Source organism: Microlunatus soli, from assembly GCF_900105385.1.
GTDB classification, from domain to species: domain Bacteria; phylum Actinomycetota; class Actinomycetes; order Propionibacteriales; family Propionibacteriaceae; genus Microlunatus; species Microlunatus soli.
In genome coordinates, this window is record NZ_LT629772.1 from 352,066 (window position 1) to 370,771 (window position 18,706).

Genomic DNA, 18,706 nt, shown 5'->3' on the forward strand with positions numbered 1-18,706 from the left:
GCCCACCGATTATCCGGGCCGATCCGACTATCCGGGCCCGATCCGATTTATCCGGGCACTGATCCGAGGGTCAGTCCTCCGGTCGCGGTGTCGCCTTCGCCAGTGCCTTGATCCGCTCCGACGGCTGCGGCGCCAGACCCTTGCGGGCGCGCTCGACGAGCAGTTGCGCGGCACGGACCTGCGCCCATGTCGGCGCCGACTCCGTCACGTGCGTCGCCATGGCAACCACCTCCGCTTCTCGACACCTCCAGTTACGACGACAACCCTCCGACGATCTCGTCAACGGGCGGCCGGGTGACCGCGATCAGCACACCGTTCACGATCGGTTGGTCCTCGGGTTGCAACAGCTCGGAGTCGGCCAGCGATTCCAGCACCACGATGCCGAGCCGGGCGGATCTGCCCTCACTGATCACGAGCTCGGCACTCCACCGCAGCATCCGCATGGTCTCCTCGCGATGCCGCCAGACGTCGGGGTGTCTCCTCTTTGTTCGGGTGGGAGCGAGCAGGTGCGCGGTCGAGTGCCTCGGCGTGGCCGGTGAGGGAGGCATATCGGGATATGTCGACCGAGTCCGGCTACGGCGAGGTGCCGACCGCGTGCCGCGCAGCCCGCACGAACAAAGAGACACACCCCAGCTCCAGCGCACTGCGCCGGGTGAGCAGGTGCCCGACCAATGCACCGATGGCAGCGAGGATCGGCGTCGCCACCGCAAGAACCACCGCGCCCCACGTCGGCATCAGTCCGCGCTCAGCCCGGTGCGTCGATCGCCCCTCATACGGGCGATCCTGTCAGAGTCCTCCGACAGTGGACCAGACGTTCCGACGCCCGCGGACCCGGCTGACGCTCTACGCTGCGATGCACCGGCACTGGAGGGAGCAGGCATGTTCAGCATCGGCGAGTTCGCTTCGATCAATCGGGTGACGGTCCGGCTGCTGCATCACTACGACCGGATCGGGCTGCTCGCGCCGGCTCGGGTCGATCCGTCCTCGGGGTATCGCTGGTATGCACCGGACCAGAGCCGGCAGCTGAACCGGATCCTGGAACTGCGCGACTTCGGGCTCCGGCTGGACGACGTCGCCGCGATCGTCGGCGGCGAGCTGCCGGCGTCGGCGGAGTCCGACCTGTTGGCGGCCGCGCGGTCGACGCTGGCCCGGCAGGTCGAGCAGGACACCGTACGGCTGCAGCGGCTGGACGCCTTCCTGGCCGCTCAGGCCGGCGAGCCGACCGCACCGGTGGTGGCGGCCTCGGTGATCTCGGTGCCGCCGGTGACCGTCGGCTACCTGACGGCTCCGGCTGCCGGCTGGGGCAGCGTCAACATCTCGCCCGTGATCGGCCCGCTCTTCGCCGAGCTGGCCGGGCGGCTGAGCGACGCCGGGCGGACCGGTTTCGGCCCGGCGATCGCCAGCTATCGAGCAACCGAGCGCGAACAGGACGGGATCGTCGTCACTGCTGCTTACATCCTCGACTCCGGCGAACCGGCCGCGGCCGAAGGCCCGGACCCGGGCTACAAGCTGGCCGTGTTCCCCGCGCTGGACCGGGTCGCCACGGTCACTCACCACGGATCGGTGGCGACCATCGACCAGACCTGGCACGGGCTGCTCGGTTGGGTCGAGGCGCACGACCTCCATCCGAGCGGGGTCTGCCGGGAGGTGTACCACTCCCCTCCCGACGTTCCGCAGGACGGCTGGGTCACCGATCTGCAGCAACCGGTCGCGGCGGACTGATCGCGATGTTGATCATGGACCAACAGGTCCCATGATCAACATCGGATCATGATCAACAACGCGTCAACGCGCGACCGGTGCCGGTCACGCGTGGACGAGCGCCTCGACATTCTCCAATCGGATCACGCCGTAGTCGTAACCACGGCGGCGGTAGACGACGCTGGGCGCCTGCGCCTCCTTGTCGATGAAGAGGAAGAAATCGTGGCCGACCAGTTCCATCGCGTCCAGCGCCTCACCCAAGGTCATCGGCGCGGCATGGTGCACCTTCTGACGCACCACCAGCGGGCCGTCACCCTGGACCTCCATCCCGGCGACGTTGTGCACATCGTCCTTCTCCGGGCTCGAGCCGTTGGTCGACGGCTCGTCGACCGGCCAGCGCGCCGAGGCCTCGGCCAACGAGCGCGGCTTGTGCGATCCGCGATGGACCCTGCGTCGGTCAGCCGCCTTGCGCAGCTGGGACATCAGCTTCTCCAACGCGAGATCGAACGCGGCAGACTTGTGTTCGGCTGCAGCCTCGGCCCGGACCACCGGACCCTTGCCGTGCAGCGTGATCTCGACCTTGCTGCCATGATCAAGTTGTCGTCGGTTGCGTTCGGCGGACACCTCCACATCGACCCGGATCACCCGGTCGTTGAGCTTCTCCAGCTTGGTGATCTTGTCCTCGACGTAGTCCCGGAACTCATCGGGCAACGTGCAGTGCCGGCTCTTGACGACAACGTCCATGTCAATCCTCCAACAGTAGGTGTCCCGCGCAGCGCGGGGCCGGGGTCAACCGGGAGACAACAGACCGCGAACGCCCTCTGGGACCGGGAACGCAAAAGGCCGCACGCTCTCGTCGGAGCGGGCGGCCTGGACCCGGTGCACCACGTGCATCGCGATCGTTGATGGCGACGTTCACCATAACCAGACGTTAGCCCTCATCAGGCCGAAATTCCAGGGTTTGCCGGTGCCGGGAGCCCGCATCGTCGATCATCACCTGCAACCCGTCCAGCAGTCGAGACAGCCCGAAGCGGTAGCTGCCGAGCGGGTCGTAGGCCGCGGCCTGCGCATCGCCTGCGGCAGTCCCGACCCGGACCGCCAGCGGGAACTCCGCGGCGGTGATCCGCGCGGCTGCGGCCGCGGCACCGGCCGACCACCATTGCTCGCTGGTCTCCGGCTCCCGGGCGGCCGCGGTCAGATCGACGGCGATCCCGCGGACGTGGTTGAGCAGCTGCCAGACGGCGAGGTCCATCTCGAGGTCGGTCAGCCCCAGCCGGTCGAAGACGCCGAGCTCGGCGTCGTACTTGGCGGTACTGGAGGGGCCGAGGACGGGTCGGACGTTCGGCCGCTCGACCAGCCACGGGTGCCGCCGGATCCAATCCAGATTGGCGTCGCAGAGGGTCCCCGCGGCGCGCCGCCAGCCACGTCGGGGGTCGGCCGGTCGTCGGCTGCGCGGTCCGTAGGGGAAACCGCGCAGTCGCCCGTCGAAGAACTCGGCGGCCGCCTGATCGATCATCAGCTCGACGAGTTGATCAAGATCGGCGACGTAGGTGTAGAGCCCCATCCGGGCCAGTCCGAGCCGGGCCGTCAGGCCACGGACGGTCAGCCCGGCGATGCCGTCGGCGTCGGCGATCGCGATGCCGGCGGCGACCACGTCGTCCAGCTCGCGACCGGGACGCGGGCCACGGCGACGGGGTTGCTGCTCACGATGGCGCCAGAGCAGCCGGGCGGTGTGCTCGGCGCGTTCGACGGCCGGTTCCTGCTCCATCCGAATCCTCCCGGAAGTTTCTCGTCCCGATCACTTGATTATCACCGGACAGCGTCCATACTTACCACTGCCACATCAATACCGGACACTGTCCGCAGTAAGGAGCGCAGATGCAGATCGACACCTACACCGTCTCGCTGAACGTCGCCGACCCGAAGGCCTCGGCCGACTTCATCGTCGAGCACTTCGGTTTCCGTCGGTTGATGGAGATCGACGAGCTGGTCTCGGTCGGACACGGCGACGTGCCGTTCACGATCGTGTTCCTGCAACAGGGCTTGGCGTCGTTCAAGCCGGCCAGTCAGGCCGGTGTCGCGAACGGGCTGCTGCTGGCCTTCAGCGTCGGCGACGTCGACGCCGCCTACCAGGAGATCACCGCCGCCGGCGCTCCGGTGGTGACGCCGATCGAGACCGAGCCCTGGGGCGAGCGGTACTTCCAGATCGAGGATCCGAACGGTCTCATCCTGCAGGCCGTCGGCTGGGTGGAACAGCCCGCAGGGTAGCTTTCTGCAGTCACCTCCGACGAGGAGAACAAGACCAGCAGAGCAAGGAGCGGCGTGAGCTCGACCACGGACACCGGGCTGAACCGTCCTTTGGCGATCTTGGCCGCCGTCACCTTCTTCATGGAGAACCTGGACGGCACGATCATCGCCACCGCAGCACCGGCGATGGCGACCGACCTCGGGACCCAGCCGGTCGCCATCAACGCGGCGATGACCAGTTATCTGGTGACGGTGGCGGTCGGCATCCCGGTGTCCGGCTGGTTGACCGACCGGCTCGGCGGCCGGCGGGTCTTCATGATGGCCATCGTGTTGTTCACGCTGACCTCCGGTCTGTGCGCGGTCAGCACCAGCCTGCCGATGCTCTGCGCGTTCCGGATCCTGCAGGGACTGGGCGGGGCGATGATGGTGCCGGTCGGCCGGCTTGTCGTGTTGCGCAACACCGAGAAGAAGGATCTGCTGGCGGCGACCGCGTACCTCACCTGGCCGGCCCTGTTGGCACCGGTGATCGCACCGACCCTGGGCGGCTGGCTGGCCAGCTTCGCCTCCTGGCACTGGATCTTCTTGATCAACTTGCCGATCGGCGCGGCCTGCCTGGTCGCCGCCTGGCGTTTGGTGCACGATCGGCCGCGGGACCGGATGCCCGGCCTGGACTGGATCGGTTTCCTGCTGTGCGGCGGCAGCCTCGCCGCGCTGCTGCTCGGGATGGAGTCGATCGGCGGTGCCGGAGCGGACCGCACCGACTGGCCGGTCGCGATCGGCTTGTTGGCGCTGGCCGTCGTCCTCGGCATCCTCTGCCTGACCGGGATGCGACGCCGACAGCATCCGCTGCTCAACCTCGGCGCGCTGCGGATCCGCACCTTCCGGGTGGTCAATGCCAGCGGGATGGTCTATCGGATGGTGATCTCGGCGGCACCGTTCCTGCTGCCGTTGATGTTCCAGATCGGCTACGGCTGGAGCGCGGCCCGGGCCGGACTGCTGGTGATGGCACTGTTCGCCGGCAACGTGTTGATCAAGCCCGCTACGTCGCCGCTGATCCGACGCTTCGGCTTCCGTACGGTGATCGTCGGCAGTTGCATCGGCGGAGCGCTGGTGTTCGCCGGCTGTGCACTGCTCACCGCCGAGTCGCCGGTCTGGCTGATCGTCGTCCTGCTGTTCCTGAGTGGTGTCTTCCGTTCGGTCGGCTTCAGCGGCTACAACTCGTTGCAGTTCGCCGACATCGACCGCGACGAGATGGCCGACGCCAACACCCTGTCCTCGACGATCGCCCAGATCGCCGCCGGTCTCGGCGTCGCGGTCGGCGCGCTGTCCTTGCGTCTGGCCGACGGCATCCTGTACGCGGCGCACGCCACTGCGGACCCGCAGGCCGGTTTCCAGATCGCCTTCGGGCTGCTGGCGGTGATCATGCTCTACCCGGCGCTGGACGGGGTCATCGGACTGCACCGCCAGGCCGGCAGTGAGGTCGCCGCCGGTCGTTGATCAGACCACGGCCGTCAGCTCGCCGAGCACCGAGGTCCAGCCCTGCCGATAGTTGTCGGTCGGTCCGGCCGACGTCCATGGTCCGGTGTGTTCGAGTCGGATCAGGGTGCCGTCGGCGTCCGGGACGAAGCCGACATCGACCAGCTCCTCCTCGCCCACGACCTCGTCCGATCCGCCGGCGCCGTCGACCCAGGTCCAGCTGAACCGCAACTGCGTCATCGGGGCGACCAGCAGGTACTCGCCGCGGACGACGATCCGCTGCGCTGCGGCCGCGATCCGATAGCGCCCGCCGACCCGGAGGTCGACCTCGATCGTGGGCGTCCAACCGGGCCACCACCAGCGGCGCAGCCCGGACTCGGTCGTCCAGGCGTCCCACACCTGTTCCACCGCCGCCGCGAACCGATGCTCGAGGCGCAACGCGTATGGATTCATCAGTGTCCCTTCGTCGCAGTGTCGAGCGCCGATTCCAGCGTGGCGAAGCTGTTGCGCCAGAAGCTGGTCCGGGTGCGGATCCAGTCAGCCAGGACATCCATCCGCTCCGGCTGCAGTCGATGGATGACGACGCGGCCCTGTTTGGTCGATGCGATCAACCCGACCCGTTGCAGCACCGCCAGCTGCTTCTGGACTGCCGGCAGCCCGATCCCGGCGGACGCCGCCAGCTCCGTACTGGTGGCCGGCCCGGACCGGAGCCGATCGATGATCAACAACCGGCTGTCCGCGGCCAACGCGCCGGCAAGCTGCCGGATCTCCTCGAGCGAATACTTCGCCATATGGTGAAGTATATCTCATCGTCGGTCCGCCGGCGGGTGATCACGACCGGACGGCCGGAACGCTCAGCGGCGGTGGATGTCGTTCAGGTGACTGCGCAGCTCGACGCCGAACTCGTCGGCATCGCCGGCGGCGATCAATTCCACCAGGCGGTGGTGTTGATCAAGGATGAGCTGTTGCTTGTCGGGGCCGTCGTGATCGGCGGCGCCACGACGTACCGAGTCCCCCGCCATCCGCCGCTGGCGATCACGCAGCCCGGTGTAGAAGTCGATCAACAGGCCGTTGCCGGCCGCTCGGACGATGGCGGTGTGCAGGTCGGCGTCGGCGTCGATGAAACCGGTCAGGTCATGATCAACCGCGGCGCGCTGGCGTTCGATGATCATTTTCAATTCGGCAACGAGCGGACCGACCCGGGACGGCTCGTCGGTGATCACCGAGACCGCGTGCGTCTCGATCAAGACCCGGGCTTGCAGCACTTCGTCGGCTTCCTCGGGCTTGACCGGGATGATCGCCGCACCGCGCTTGGGATAGAGCTTCATCCACCCCTCGGCCTGCAGCCGGAGGAAGGCCTCCCGGACCGGTGTGCGACTCATCGCCAGCAGCTCGGCGACCTCGCCCTCGCTGATCAACTCGCCACCGGCGAGCTCGCCGGACAGGATCCGTTCCTTGACGTCGGAGTAGGCGCGCTCGGATGCCGAGCCGGTTTCACCCGGCGGCTCGGTCGCGGACTGCGGGATACCGACCACAGGACGAGCCTATCGACCCGGCTGCTGCGCGCTGACACCCCGCGCCGTACGGCTCCCGATCAACACCACCAGCAGGGCGATCAGACCGATGCCGGCACCGATGTCGAACAGCACCGGATAGCCGACCAGCGGACTGAGCGCGGCCAACACGGCCGGCACGCAGAAGCCGAGATAGGACAGGGCGTAGTAGACCGCGGTCAACCCGGCCAGGTCGTCGGGACCGGCGATCCGTTGCACCTCCTGCAGGCCGGAGCTCAACAACATGCCGTACCCCGTACCGAGGACGACGGCGGCGATCAAGGAACCGATCGCCGCGCCGGTGATCAGTGCGGTACTCCCGACCAACAGGCCGGCGATGCCGATCGCCAGCCCGAGCACGATCGCACGGGTCGCGTCGGCAGCGCCGAGGCGCCGACCGAGCGGCTGCACCGCGATCCCACAACCCAACGCCAGCAGGCAATGCAGCCCGGACCAGGCGGTGTCAGCCGCGGTCCAACCGCCGGTCAGCGTCGGCAGGATCGCGTACGCACTGCCGGCGAAACCGAAGATCCACGGCGCCATCGGCAGCACGACGAGCAGGAACCGTCGCTGCCGGGCCGCCGGCACCCGGAGATCGTCGATCAGCCGGCGACGCGGACGGGTGTCGGCGGTGTCGGTGCCCCGACTCGTGGAGCGGTTGGTCGGCCGGGTCTCCGGCGCGCCGATCACCGCAACCGTTGCCGCCAGCGCGATCACGATGTGCAGCAGGTAGGCCAGCGCAGTCGGCCAGGGTGCGTACTGTGCCAGCGCCGCCGCCGCGGCGGCGCCGACCGCGAAGCCGGCAGACAGGGCCGTCGAGGACCGCGAGGCCCCGCGGCCGATGCCGGCCGGATCGAGCATGCTGAGTTCCTTGATCCAGCTCGAGCCGACCGCCATCCCGAGTCCGAGCGCGACCCCGGACAGCAGCCGGCCGGCGAAGAGAACCGGTTCGGCACTGGCCCCGACCGCGAGCAACGCACTCCCTGCAGCGGCGATCAGCGGCGCGGGGTACATCAGGGGCCGGCGGCCGTACCGGTCCGACAACGGTCCACCGAGCAGCAGCGCCGGGATGATGCCGATCACGTACGCCGCCAACAGCACCGTGACCGCCTGGCTGGAGAAGCCGGAATGCTGGCGGTACATCGTCAACAGCGGCGTGAACTGATTGCCTCCCCATGCGACGGCGAACAACGCCGCCGCGACCCCTCCCCATCGAACCGTTCGTCCGGCGCGTTCCGGGTCCGCGCGTGCCTCGACGAGTTGTTGCATGTACACATCATAGATACAAGTCGCGTGCAAGGCTGTGGCGGATCCGGCTTCCGAACTCGGCGCGCGGATCCGACGAGGTTACGCACCTTCTGAGGGTGCTGGAACGTGCGCAAGCTTGATATATCGCGGTTGTGGTCAGGTGAGGGAGGCGGACCAGGCGGTGACATCGGCGAGGGAGGCATTCGCACCGGCCAGGACCAGGGCCAAGTGGGCGTTCGGACCGACGCGGTCGGCGACGACACGGGCGGCGGGCAGCAGACTGCCGTCGGCGGGTTCGACCCAGACCCCGGCACGCTCGGCGGCCTGGACCGTCCCGGCGACCGCGTCGGCATCGGACACCAGCACGATCTCCTCCACCAGGGCGGCGACGTGCCGGTAGGTCAGGTCCGAGACCTGCGGCGCACTGAGTGTGGTGATCACCGAGTCGAGGTCGGTGGTCACCGGTCCGCCGGCCGCCAGCGCGTCGGTCATCGCTCGGGCACCCGTCGGCTCGACGCCCCAGATCCGGGCGTTCGGTAGCTGGGCGCGGACCGCGGTCGCAATCCCGGCGATCAGTCCCCCGCCGCCGACGCTGACCAGCACGTCGGTCAGTTCGGCGGCATCGGCGGCCAGCTCCAGTCCGACCGTTCCCTGCCCGGCGATCACCACCGGGTCGTCGAACGGATGCAGCAGGGTCGCCCCCTCGGCCTGCAGCTCCTCGACCAGTTCGAAAGCCCGCGGCATGCCTTCGGTCAGCTGCACCGACGCCCCGGTCGCACGGGACCGCTCGATCGAGTCCCGAGAGGCGGTGCGCGGCATCACCACGGTGGCCCGGACCCCCAGCAGTTGCGCCATCGTCGCCACCGCAATGCCGTGGTTGCCGCCGCTGACGGCGACCACCCCGGCGGCCCGCTCCTGCTCGCTCAGCGCCAGCAGCTTGGCGGTCGCTCCGCGAGCCTTGAACGAGCCGGTCCGCTGCAGCGATTCGATCTTGATCGTCGTCGGCACCCCGATCAGCTCGGACAGCCCAGGGCTGGCGATCGTCGGCGTACGGAGCAGGTAGGGCGAGATCGCCGCGGCGGCGTTCTCGATCTCGGTGAAGGTGATCATCAACCCCGATCTAACACCCGACCACCCGACGGCCGGACGGCACGGTCGTCGGACGGGTGCCGCCGCTGGGTGGCGGCCACCACCGCGGCGCCGAGCACCGACAGGCCGGCGGCACGTACGGCGCGGCAGGCTTCGGTCAGACTCGACCCGGTGGTCACCAGATCGTCGACCAGGATCAGCTGCGCACCGACCGGCAGTCGGGGCAGGCCGCGCCGCAGGCCATAACCGCCGGCCAGGTTGCGGCGGCGTTCGGATTCGGTCAGCTCGGACTGGTCGGCGAGTCTGCGTACCGGACGGAGCATCTTGATCATCGTCAGCGGCCGGTCATGATCACGCCGAAGGCGTAGCACAGCCGAGCCGGCGATCGCGGCCGTGGCATCGCGGCCACGACGGCGTACGGCAGCAGCAGTCGACGGCACCGGCACCAGCACCAACGGCGCGCCGTCAACGGCAGTCCGCATGATCAATTCTTCGACCGCCGTGGCCAGCCTGTCGGCCAGCGGCGCGGTCAACAACCAGGCCTGGCGTTCCTTGTGCGCCGGGATCACCGCGTGCAACAGATCGTCGTACGGGCCGCCGCTGTAGGTGGTCGGGAAACCGCTCGGGCACGGCGTCGGCACCGCGCGGTGCGGTGCCGGCTCGGCCAGCCGGACCCGGCACGCGGTACAGAGTCCGAAGCCCGGGGCTTGACACCCCGGACAGACCGCGCCGAGCAACAACTCGGCGGTCACGTCCACCGCCCGCCGGATCCACCACACCCCGTCACTATGCGCCCAGCACCACAGCCGCTGCCGATCTGCTGTGGATAACCTCAGGCCCGGGCGGCGGCGACGGCACCACCGAGGATCACCCCGCGTAGGCCGGACTGGACAGCTTGTCGGTCAGCGAATACCACTCGTCGCCACTGCGGTAGGCCCAGACCTTCTTGCCCTTCCCACCGACCGCGGCCTGGAACGATCCCTTGTTGTCGACCCGAGTGGCCAGCGAACTGGCACCCCACCCGTCGCTGGCACCGACCCGTTCGAACTGGGATCCGTCGATCTCCACCCGATAGGGCTCGTAGGTGCCACCGGTGGTCGACGCACCCAAGATCAACAACTGGGTCGTCGAGGTCCAACCGAGGTCGGCGATCCGCTTGACCTGCGCCGACGCGGCATCGGACAGCGAGATGAAGCGGAGGTTGCCCATCGTCACCCGGTCGCCGCGGATGATCGGAGCCACCGCGAGCATCTCGTTGTCGCCGCTCTTGCCGACGATGGCCATCCGCGACCCGTCCGGAGAGATCTGGAACGAGGTGACCTGGACCCGTCCGAGCCAGGATGCGTCGACCGAGGTGTCGGCCTTGTTGTCCTGATACATGGTGATCTTCTGTTTGCCCGGCTTGCCGCTGACCGACCACAACTCACCGAATCGGGTGTACTCGGGCCGCAGCAGGCCGCTCTGCTCCGACAGGGTCCGCGGCTCCGACTCCGACATCAGCTGGGTGATCAACTTCTTCCGATCGTCGGTCACCGCGGCCAGCGTCCGACCGTCGGTCGACAGCGCCAGCGAGTCGATGTCGTATCCGGGACGCCCGAGCCGGCCCGGCACCGGAGCGATCTTGGCGCCGTCGCCCGCGACGGTGACCGCGGCACCGTCCCGGACCCCGACCATGGTGCTGCTGGAGTCCGGGATCGGGGCGTAATCGGATCCGTAGCTGACCGGCACGTACGCGTTCTGACCGTCGCCGGAGTCGTCGGGCACCCGCAGCCGGGTGCCGTTCACACTGATCTGGAAGCCCTTCAGGTCCTCGCCGACCTGACGCAGCGTCCAGGCCAATTGGGCCGCCAACCATTTGCGTTGCTGATCACTCAGCGACTCGACCGACGGACTGAGCGAGATCTGCGCCAGACCGCCGGTCACCGGTACGGCGTTGCCGATCAACGAGGTCCGCACCGGGATCCCGGTGCTCACCGCCGGCTGCAACGCCGTCGTCGGCCCCCGCAGCAGTGCGGTCACCAGCCCGGTCTCGGTCTGACCCTCGGTCGGGAGATAGATCGGATCCGGGATCAGGGTGTGGAACTGCGGATCGAAGAAGTAGAGGTTGTAGGACTTGTACTGACCGATGAACGAGGTGTCGCTGACCATCAGCCCGTCCGGCGGATTGCTGATCCGCCATTGACCGTCGTCGTTCTTCTGGATCTGGAAATCCTGAATCTGCGGGCCGGAGGTGGCGTTGTACGAACCGTCCGGTCCGACCTGGCCGATCCGGGTCATCGAGAGCACGATGTTGTTGTCCGCGCTGTTGTACTCGGGGTTGGAGAACACGGTGATCTTGTCCTCCGGACGCCAGCCCTGCTGCGCTTCCTCGGTGAGGAACTGCCGGGCGGTGGAGTACTTGGGCTGGTACTGGCTCATCGCCAGCAGGAAGCCGTCGACGATCACCCGGGGCGAGGCGTCCTTCACCGGCGGCTTGGGGACGATCTCGGATTTCTGTTGCGAGATCCGGCCACCGGGCCCTGCCTTCTCCACCCGTCCCGAGGTCGGCACCGAGACACAGCCGGTGATCGTCAGCGCCGCGACCAGCAACCAGATGATCATGATCGCGCGCCGACCGCGGATGATCGCCGTGGTCCTCATCGCAGCTCCTCTCCGCGAGTCTGTTCGATCGGAGTCGGTCGGCCCGTCCCGTCCCGGGATCGATCCGAGTCAGGTACGAGGCCGGCACCGACCCCGGCGGTGTTCCTGGCCTCGTCATCGGCAGGGTCCGGCTCGGGTTCGCTCGGTGACGGCATCGGCAGCGGCGAGATCAGATCGCGCGGCACCAGCGGCAGCGGTGACTGCTGCAGGATGGCCCCGGCCTGACGCGGCAGGGTGACCCGGAACTGGGCACCGCGGCCGGGCCGTCCCCAGGCGTTGAGCCAGCCGCCGTGCAGCCGGGTGTCCTCCATCGAGATCGACAACCCCAACCCGGTCCCGCCGATCCGACGCTCCCGGGACGGGTCGGCCCGCCAGAAGCGGTGGAACACCTGTTTGGCCTGTGCTGCTTCGAATCCGACGCCGTGGTCGCGGACGGCGATGGCGACCGCGTCGTCGTCGCCGGCCAGGTGGATGTCGATCGGTCGGTGCTCGCCGTGCTCGATCGCGTTGACCACCAGATTGCGCAGCACACGTTCGATCCGGCGGCTGTCGAGCTCGGCCGTGATCGGTCCCGACGAGTGCACCCGGATCTCGGTGTTGGTCGAGGCCGACAACGAGGCGATGCCGCCCAGCACCCGGTCCACCAATTCGTTCAGATCGGTCGGTGCCGGCGTCAGCACCGCAGCGCCGGCGTCGAAGCGGGAGATCTCCAACAGGTCGCTGAGCAACGATTCGAAACGGTCGAGTTCGACCTGCAGCAGTTCGGCGGAGCGGGCGGCCAACGGATCGAAGTCCTCGCGCGCCTCGTACAGCATCTCGGCGGCCATCCGGACCGTCGTCAGCGGTGTCCGCAATTCGTGCGAGACGTCGGTGACGAAGCGTTGCTGGACCCGGGACAGTTCTTCCAACTGGGTGATCTGCTTCTGCAGCTCGGAGGCCATGTAGTTCATCGAGATCGCCAACCGGGCAAGGTCATCCTTGCCCTTGACGGTCATCCGATCCTCCAGATTGCCCGAGGCCAATCGCTCGGCAGCACGCCGGGCGGCACGGATCGGCGAGACCACCTGCCGGCTGACCATCCCGGCGATGAAGGTGAGCAGGAAGACCAGCACCGCACCGGTGATCAACACCGCCTGCTGCAGCGCACGCAGGGTGTCGGCCTCCTGCTCCATCCGGAAGATGATGTAGACCTGATAGCTGGGGACGCCGCCGACCGACAGCGTGGTCCCGAAGGCCAGGCCCGGCACATCCGGACCGCCGGTCGTGTGCACCGTGGTCGGCGCCTTCCACAGCGGCGGGTCGGCCCCCTTGCTGGCCCGGACCTGATCGCGCAGGTTCTGCGGCACGCTGCTCTCCACCACATTGCCCGACTTCTGGGTGCCGATCTGGGACTCGAGGATCACGTAGTAGGTGCTGGAGTTCGCGCTGCTGTTCCGATCGGAGATGTCGGTGAGGATGCCTTCCAGCAGTTCGTTCGGGCCGGTGTCGGAGTCGACGTTCAGCGCGTCCAGGCGTGACTGTGCGGTCCGCGCCGCCTGCTGCGCCTGGCCGGTCGCTGCCCGGCTCTTGGCGTCCAGCACACCGATCGCGGCCTGTTGCATCAGCAGCACACCACCGAGCACCATCACCACCACCGAAGCGATGAATGTGGTGGCCACCACTCGCAGCGGCAGCGACTGCTGCCACGCGTCGACGGGCAACCGCCACCAGCGCCGGGACGGTCGGTCCGGTTCACCGCCTGCCGAGGCCGTTGCGGTGAGCGCCGGGCCGGTCACCACCGAACCGGTGACCGGAACGTCGGCCACGGGGTCGGCTCGGGTGTTGGCCTCACTCACGGGCGTGTACTGCCTTCATCGTGCGGCAGGCGTTTCTCCGGCCTTGTACCCGATCCCCCGGACGGTGATGACGATCTCGGGATGTTCCGGATCCTTCTCGACCTTGGACCGCAGCCGCTGGACATGGACATTGACCAGACGGGTGTCCGCGGCATGCCGATAGCCCCAGACCTGTTCCAGCAGCACCTCGCGGCTGAAGACCTGCCACGGCCGACGGGCCAACGCGAGCAGCAGATCGAACTCCAGCGGCGTCAGCTGGATCGGCTGGCCGTCCCGCTTGACCGAATGACCGTCGACACTGATCACCAGGTCACCGATCCGGAGCGTCTCCAGATCGCTGTCCTCCGGTGTCCGGCGGAGCCGGGTCCGGATCCGGGCAAGCAGTTCCTTGGCCTTGAAGGGCTTGGCGACATAGTCGTCGGCTCCGGCCTCCAGGCCGCTCACGACGTCGATCGTGTCCGACTTCGCCGTGAGCATGATGATCGGGACACCGGACTCGGCCCGCAACTCCTTGCAGACATCGACTCCATCGCGGCCCGGGAGCATCAGGTCCAGCAGCACCAGGTCGGGTCGGGAGTCGTGGAAGGCCCCCAGGGCCTTGTCGCCGTGCGCACACCAGATCGGCTCGAAGCCTTCGTTGCGCAGGACCAGGGACAGCATCTCGGCCAGGGCGGCGTCGTCATCGACCACCAGCACCCTGCTCCGTCCACGCGCGTTGTCACGCGCATCGGCCACGGCAGCTCCCGTTGTGGCCGGCGTTGCCCCCGGATCCGGATTGGCGGTTTCCGACACCCCGAACTCCCTCCTGTCGTGGCCGGCCGGCGAGACGCCGAACCGGACCACGTGGTCCGAACGCATTCATCCTAGACGAGGCACCCCACCCGACCGCGCAACCGCACGCCGACCGGCAGGCCGCTGTCGAGTTGATGTATCTTGATGTCAAGATACATCGCGAGGAAGGACCGGTATGCCGACCTGGGACCCGACCCATTACCTGCAGTACGCCGACCAACGAGGCCGACCGTTCTTCGAACTCGTCGATCGGGTGGCCGCGGTCGACCCGCGTTCGGTGGTCGACCTCGGCTGCGGTCCCGGCGAGCAGACCGCGACCCTGACCCGGCGCTGGCCGCAGGCAGCGGTGCACGGCATCGACTCCTCCCCCGAGATGATCGACTCCGCCCGGCAGCACGCCGGCCCCCGGCTGCGGTTCACCGTCGGTGACCTTCGCGACTTCGACCCGGCCACGATCGGCGACGAACACGCGGCCGAGCATGGCGTCGACGTGATCATCAGCAACGCGACACTGCAGTGGGTCGACCAGCACCGTACGGTGTTGCCGGGGCTGGTCGCGGCGCTGCGACCCGGCGGCTGGCTGGCGTTCCAGGTGCCCGGCAATCAGAACGAGCCCAGTCACACCTTGCTGCATCGGTTGGGGCAGGACCCGCGGTTCGCGGCCTACTGCGGCGGGATCGACCGGCGGGTGATGCCGCCGGCGGCGACCTACCTGTCCGATCTGTCCGCGCTGGGTTGTGCGGTGGACGCCTGGGAGACCACCTATCTGCATCTGCTGGCCGGCGAGGACGCGGTCTTCAACTGGGTCTCCGGTACCGGTGCCCGGCCCTATCTGCAGGCGTTGCCCGACGACCTGCGCCGGGACTTCGTCGCCGACTACAAGGAACTGCTGCGGGAGGCGTATCCGGTTCACGACTATGGCACGGTGTTGCCGTTCCGGCGGATCTTCGCTGTGGCCCACAAGCCGGCGTGAGCAGTACCCGTGACAGGATCGTCCGGTGACTGTCGACTGGTTCGAACCGAAGGTGCTGACCGACCCCGGACTGCCGGGCGAAGAGCCCCGGCTCCGGCTGGAGCCGCTGACCACCGATCACGCCGAGGCGTTCCTGGCCGCGGCGAATGATCATGCCGATGAGGTCTTCGCCCACCTGTCGCACCGACCGCCGCAGGACGTGGCCGGCGCGACGGCGATCATCGAGCGGCTGAACGCCCCGGCCGACCAGATCCCGTACGCGCAGATCATCGTCGAGACCGGCGAGTTCGCCGGAACCACGTCGTTCTACGAGGTCAACCCGGCTCTGCGGGCGCTCGCGATCGGCCACACCTGGATCGGCTACCGCTGGTGGCGGAGCTGGCTGAATTCCACCTCCAAGCTGACCATGCTGACCCGGGCCTTCGACGGGCTGGGAGCCGAGCGGGTGGTCTGGCACACCGACATCCGCAACACCCGGTCCCAGCAGGCGATCCAGCGACTCGGGGCTCAACACGAGGGCGTCTTCCGGCATCACCGGATCCGTCCCGACGGCAGCTGGCGGGACACCGTCCAGTTCGCCATGATCGCCGAGGAGTGGCCGGCTGCCGAGGCAGCCCTGCAAGCGGCTCTGCGTCGGCGCGCGGCGCCGCTCAACGACCACGGTCAGGACCGCTGATGACACTGGAGTTCGACCGGGACGCTGCGCACAACTGCTACCTCGCCCGATCGGGCACCGAGGTCGTCGGACGGATCGACGTCCAGCTGCGCCGGACCGAGCCGCCGTCGCGGGATCGGATCGTCTTCCTGCACACCGAGACCGACCCGGCACACCAGGGTCGAGGAATCGCCGGCCGGCTCACCCGGTTCGCCCTCGACGACGTTCGTGAACATGGGCTGCTGCTGGTCCCGGCCTGCAGCTACACCCAGCGGTTCCTGGTCGAACACAGCGAGTACGCCGACCTGCTCGCGGAGGCGTGATTCCGCTCACCGCTCGCCCGTTCGGCGCCCCGGCAGCAACGATCCCGCATCGATACCCCGCGCCGATCCGTGGTCTGCCCCACCCGCCGGATAACAATGGGCAATCGTGACCTCTCGATCGCCTCGCTCCGACCGACCATTCCGTCAGCCACGAAACCGCCATCGGCGAACACTCGGCCTGGTGCTGGTGCCGGTGCTGGTCACCGGCCTCGGGGCCTGTAGCGGGAAGGTGCCACTGCCCGGGAAGTCCGAGGATGTCGAGGGCGCCAAGAAGGCGACCACGGCGCTGGCTGCGGCACTGACCAAGCAGGACCTCTCCTCGGTCGCTTTCACCGCCGCCACCCCCAACGCCGCCAAGGATTTCAGCACACTGGTCGACCCGCTGGACAATGCGAAACTGAGGGCGACCGCCACCGGCGAACCGACCGTGGACGACGATCACGCCACCAGCAAGATCACCATGACCTGGCGGCTGCCCGGCGCCAGCAAACCGTGGACCTATACCGTCACCGCTGATTTCGACAAGCCGAGCGACGCCTGGCAGACGGTCTGGAAACCGTCGCTGGTTCAACCGGACCTGAAGCCCGGCGGCAAGCTCGCGCTGTCTCGGGAACAGCCCGAACGCGGCAAGATCCTGGACGGCAAGGGTACGGCGCTGATGAAGGAACGAGCCGTGCAACGGATCGGGATCGACAAGTCCCGGGTCTCGGCTGCGATGGCCGCCAAGTCCGCCGCGTCGCTGGCCAAGCTGCTCGACATCGACGCCGCCGACTACGCCAAGCTGGTCAAGAGCGCCGGCGACAAGGCCTTCGTCCAGGCGATCGTCTACCGCAGCAACGATCCGGAGCTGCCGAGCGAGTCCAAGATCACCGCGATCGACGGTGCCGTCGCCCTCGATGATCAAGCCGTCCTCGGCCCGACGAAGACCTTTGCCGCCCCGATCCTGGGCACCGTCGGTGAAGCCACCAAGGAGATCGTCGACAAGTCCGACGGTGAGGTCGCCGCCGGTGACCAGGTCGGTCTCAGCGGTCTCGAATCGCGCTACGACGAGCAGTTGCGCGGACGACCGGCCGTGTCGGTCAGCGTGGTGCCGCCGCAGTCCGCTTCCCCGTCGGCCTCTCCCTCGGCGGGCTCGTCGCCGACGCCGGGCGCCTCGGCCAGCCCGGAGGCCACCCACACCACCCGCGTCTTCCACGAGGCGGCCAAGCCCGGCAAGGATCTCAAGATCAGTCTGGACAGCACGCTGCAGAAAGCGGCCGAGTCCGCGATCGCCCAGGAGAAGTCGGCGACCTCGTTGGTCGCCATCCGTCCGTCCACCGGCGAGATCGTCGCGGCAGCCAACGGCGAGGCCTCCGACGGGCAGAATCTCGCGACCTACGGTCAGTATCCGCCCGGCTCGACGTTCAAGATCATCGACGCGCTCGCCCTGATCCGCAAGGGGATCAAGCCGACCGACACGATGAGTTGTCCGAAGACGATCACCGTCGACGGCCGCAAGTTCGAGAACTACGACGACTATCCGGCCTCCAAGATCGGGTCGGTCGATTTCCGGACGGCATTCGCCAACTCCTGCAACACCGCATTCATCGGCCAGCGCAACAAGGTCGATTCCGATGATCTTTCGGCCGCCGCCGCCTCACTCGGGTTCGGTACGGACTACGACGTCGGCTTCCCCGCCTACTTCGGGTCGATCCCGAAGCCCGAATCGGACACCGAGCGTGGTGCGGAGATGATCGGTCAGGGCCGCGTGCAGGCCTCGCCGATGGCAATGGCGACGGTCGTCGCTTCGGTACAGGCCGGCAAGACGGTGCTGCCGCGGATGGTGGACGGCACCGCGGCGAAGTCGAAGGCCGAACCGTTGACCGCCTCCGAGGTCAAGCAGTTGCGCGAACTGATGCATGCGGTGGTGACCGACGGGTCGGGTGCGATGCTGACTTCGTTGGAGCCGCCGCAGATCATCGCCAAGACCGGCACCGCCGAGTACGGCGACGAGACGCCGCCGAAGACCCACGCCTGGATGGTCGCCGGCCAGGACGATCTTGCCGTTGCCGTCTTCGTCGACGAAGGAGACAGCGGCTCCGGAGTCGCCGGTCCGCTGCTGAAGTCCTTCCTGCAGCAGGCCAAGTGATCCGCCGGGTGGCCGAGAGCCGATCCGACAGCACCTGACAGGATGT

General features: G+C 68.2%; 21 protein-coding genes. 7 read left to right on the plus strand and 14 right to left on the minus strand.

Annotated elements, in window-relative coordinates; translation table 11 throughout:
• Positions 1-70: 70 nt before the first annotated feature.
• From BLU38_RS30670 to BLU38_RS31970, 3 genes are all read right to left on the minus strand, one after another.
• On the minus strand, positions 71-220 hold the full coding sequence (locus BLU38_RS30670) for a hypothetical protein (protein WP_157683144.1): 150 nt from the start codon (positions 218-220) through the stop codon (positions 71-73).
• Between the two features lie 31 nt (positions 221-251).
• Positions 252-443: a hypothetical protein gene (locus BLU38_RS31140; RefSeq protein WP_172836044.1), complete on the minus strand. Its 192-nt coding sequence runs from the start codon at positions 441-443 to the stop codon at positions 252-254.
• Between the two features lie 130 nt (positions 444-573).
• Positions 574-705 (minus strand): hypothetical protein, encoded by a 132-nt coding sequence (locus BLU38_RS31970; RefSeq protein WP_269458149.1) that lies wholly within the window; start codon positions 703-705, stop codon positions 574-576.
• 174 nt (positions 706-879) lie between these two features.
• On the opposite strand from BLU38_RS31970, the gene BLU38_RS31145 reads away from it, so the two are divergent.
• On the plus strand, positions 880-1,722 hold the full coding sequence (locus tag BLU38_RS31145; protein ID WP_172836045.1) for a MerR family transcriptional regulator: 843 nt from the start codon (positions 880-882) through the stop codon (positions 1,720-1,722).
• Between the two features lie 84 nt (positions 1,723-1,806).
• Here the strand turns inward: BLU38_RS31145 and hpf are convergent, their stop codons facing one another.
• Positions 1,807-2,445, minus strand: a complete 639-nt coding sequence (gene hpf / locus BLU38_RS01560; protein WP_091518811.1) for a ribosome hibernation-promoting factor, HPF/YfiA family — start codon at positions 2,443-2,445, stop codon at positions 1,807-1,809.
• Positions 2,446-2,632: 187 nt separating this feature from the next.
• Positions 2,633-3,469: a TetR/AcrR family transcriptional regulator C-terminal domain-containing protein gene (locus BLU38_RS01565; protein ID WP_091518815.1), complete on the minus strand. Its 837-nt coding sequence runs from the start codon at positions 3,467-3,469 to the stop codon at positions 2,633-2,635.
• Positions 3,470-3,579: 110 nt separating this feature from the next.
• Here BLU38_RS01565 and BLU38_RS01570 point away from each other — a divergent pair, with 110 nt between their 5' ends.
• Both BLU38_RS01570 and BLU38_RS01575 read left to right on the plus strand, forming a co-directional pair.
• On the plus strand, positions 3,580-3,969 hold the full coding sequence (locus BLU38_RS01570) for a VOC family protein (protein WP_091518819.1): 390 nt from the start codon (positions 3,580-3,582) through the stop codon (positions 3,967-3,969).
• Between the two features lie 54 nt (positions 3,970-4,023).
• Complete coding sequence (locus BLU38_RS01575) at positions 4,024-5,445, plus strand: MFS transporter (RefSeq protein ID WP_231920130.1); 1,422 nt, start codon at positions 4,024-4,026, stop codon at positions 5,443-5,445.
• Here the strand turns inward: BLU38_RS01575 and BLU38_RS01580 are convergent, their stop codons facing one another.
• The 9 genes from BLU38_RS01580 to mtrA form a co-directional block, all read right to left on the minus strand.
• Positions 5,446-5,877 (minus strand): SRPBCC family protein, encoded by a 432-nt coding sequence (locus BLU38_RS01580; protein WP_091518823.1) that lies wholly within the window; start codon positions 5,875-5,877, stop codon positions 5,446-5,448.
• The gene (locus BLU38_RS01585; protein ID WP_091518827.1) at positions 5,877-6,215 is read right to left on the minus strand and encodes an ArsR/SmtB family transcription factor; all 339 of its coding nucleotides are present in this window, start codon (positions 6,213-6,215) and stop codon (positions 5,877-5,879) included. The genes BLU38_RS01580 and BLU38_RS01585 overlap by 1 nt, the downstream gene beginning before the upstream one ends.
• A 63-nt stretch (positions 6,216-6,278) precedes the next feature.
• Positions 6,279-6,959, minus strand: coding sequence for a GntR family transcriptional regulator (locus BLU38_RS01590; protein ID WP_197679948.1), 681 nt, complete (start codon positions 6,957-6,959; stop codon positions 6,279-6,281).
• A gap of 9 nt (positions 6,960-6,968) precedes the next feature.
• Positions 6,969-8,246 (minus strand): MFS transporter, encoded by a 1,278-nt coding sequence (locus BLU38_RS01595; protein ID WP_091518830.1) that lies wholly within the window; start codon positions 8,244-8,246, stop codon positions 6,969-6,971.
• A 135-nt stretch (positions 8,247-8,381) separates the two neighbouring features.
• Positions 8,382-9,335, minus strand: coding sequence for a pyridoxal-phosphate dependent enzyme (locus BLU38_RS01600; RefSeq protein ID WP_091518834.1), 954 nt, complete (start codon positions 9,333-9,335; stop codon positions 8,382-8,384).
• Positions 9,335-10,093 carry a ComF family protein gene (locus BLU38_RS01605; RefSeq protein ID WP_091518838.1) on the minus strand — a complete coding sequence of 253 codons (759 nt, stop codon included), beginning with the start codon at positions 10,091-10,093 and terminating at the stop codon, positions 9,335-9,337. The genes BLU38_RS01600 and BLU38_RS01605 overlap by 1 nt, the downstream gene beginning before the upstream one ends.
• Before the next feature lie 88 nt (positions 10,094-10,181).
• The gene (locus tag BLU38_RS01610; RefSeq protein ID WP_091518841.1) at positions 10,182-11,954 is read right to left on the minus strand and encodes an LpqB family beta-propeller domain-containing protein; all 1,773 of its coding nucleotides are present in this window, start codon (positions 11,952-11,954) and stop codon (positions 10,182-10,184) included.
• A complete protein-coding gene (gene mtrB / locus BLU38_RS01615) occupies positions 11,951-13,789 on the minus strand; it encodes an MtrAB system histidine kinase MtrB (protein WP_231920131.1) in 1,839 nt (612 codons plus the stop codon). The genes BLU38_RS01610 and mtrB overlap by 4 nt, the downstream gene beginning before the upstream one ends.
• A 15-nt stretch (positions 13,790-13,804) precedes the next feature.
• A complete protein-coding gene (gene mtrA / locus BLU38_RS01620) occupies positions 13,805-14,524 on the minus strand; it encodes an MtrAB system response regulator MtrA (protein WP_269458150.1) in 720 nt (239 codons plus the stop codon).
• A 232-nt stretch (positions 14,525-14,756) separates the two neighbouring features.
• Here mtrA and BLU38_RS01625 point away from each other — a divergent pair, with 232 nt between their 5' ends.
• From BLU38_RS01625 to BLU38_RS01640, 4 genes are all read left to right on the plus strand, one after another.
• Positions 14,757-15,554, plus strand: coding sequence for a methyltransferase domain-containing protein (locus BLU38_RS01625; protein ID WP_091518847.1), 798 nt, complete (start codon positions 14,757-14,759; stop codon positions 15,552-15,554).
• A 25-nt stretch (positions 15,555-15,579) separates the two neighbouring features.
• Positions 15,580-16,230, plus strand: coding sequence for a GNAT family N-acetyltransferase (locus tag BLU38_RS01630; RefSeq protein WP_231920132.1), 651 nt, complete (start codon positions 15,580-15,582; stop codon positions 16,228-16,230).
• Positions 16,230-16,532, plus strand: coding sequence for a GNAT family N-acetyltransferase (locus BLU38_RS01635; protein ID WP_091518850.1), 303 nt, complete (start codon positions 16,230-16,232; stop codon positions 16,530-16,532). The genes BLU38_RS01630 and BLU38_RS01635 overlap by 1 nt, the downstream gene beginning before the upstream one ends.
• Before the next feature lie 181 nt (positions 16,533-16,713).
• The gene (locus BLU38_RS01640) at positions 16,714-18,660 is read left to right on the plus strand and encodes a penicillin-binding transpeptidase domain-containing protein (RefSeq protein ID WP_157683145.1); all 1,947 of its coding nucleotides are present in this window, start codon (positions 16,714-16,716) and stop codon (positions 18,658-18,660) included.
• Positions 18,661-18,706 lie beyond the last annotated feature (46 nt).